Here is a 901-nt window from a genome sequence, read left to right on the forward strand (position 1 = left end):
AAAACCCAGTAGTGCGCGTCCTCCTCGGCGACGTATCTGCCGTCGTTTAGACGCAGTGCCAGCACAAGGATCCCCGCATCCTGCAGACGCCGCACCTCGTCTTCAAAGGATGTGGTCTCCGCATAGCTCTTGCGGATGCTTGCGATGACGAATCCGCTCGGGCGCGTGACGCGAGCCAGTTCGCGCAGGCCCTCCGGTCGGACATGCCCGAGCGTGAAGACGCCGCAGCAGACCGTAATGTCATAGCTCGCGCTGGAGTAGTCGGAGAGCGACCCGTTAAGGTCGACATCGCCTCGGACGTGGCGATAGACGCGGGTTTGCCGGGCCTGTTCGGCCATCTCCTCGGAGAGGTCGACCCCGTCGATCAACCGGAAGCCGAGGCGTTCCAGTTCCACACCGACGAGGCCCGTTCCGCAGCCGGCGTCCAGGATTGCGATGGCAGTTCGCTGCCTGGCCAAATAGGCCGTCTGCACGGCACCCGCCAGTTCCGCGACGATCATCGGCCCGCAGTACCCGTCGCGGCCGACATCCAACTCGTAGGCACTGGCCCATTCGCGATAGAAGCTGGTCAAGAGACCGACGTCGCCATCGAGGGAGTGGGAAGCCTTGATGCGCTCTCGTGCGGCTTGTTCCAGTGCCGTCTGCTGATCGGGGGTGTTCATGCCAGTTCCTCCGTGTAGGGGCAGATGGTCATCGGCGGGGCCAGTCGGCACCTGCTGCCGCCTCGCAACCAGGGCTTCAAAACTCGTGCCAATCGGCCGAACGAGGCGAAGAAAACATTTTTTGTGGCTGTTTCAGCTATTTGGCCCGAGGCAAGACAAGAGATTGCCTAAACAAGCCTGTGTCGAGGACCCGACGAATCTGACACAATGTCGGACGGCGTCAATTCAGACCGCTATAT

The 901-nt window shown here is 61.7% G+C and carries 1 protein-coding gene; it reads right to left on the reverse strand.

Annotation, left to right across the window (positions count from 1 at the left end; translation table 11 throughout):
- Positions 1 to 662: class I SAM-dependent DNA methyltransferase (locus NKJ89_RS35605; protein WP_352609077.1), on the reverse strand; the 662-nt coding region annotated here is incomplete at its 3' end.
- Positions 663 to 901 lie beyond the last annotated feature (239 nt).

Source organism: Mesorhizobium sp. M0047 (genome assembly GCF_040323315.1).
Lineage (GTDB): Bacteria > Pseudomonadota > Alphaproteobacteria > Rhizobiales > Rhizobiaceae > Mesorhizobium.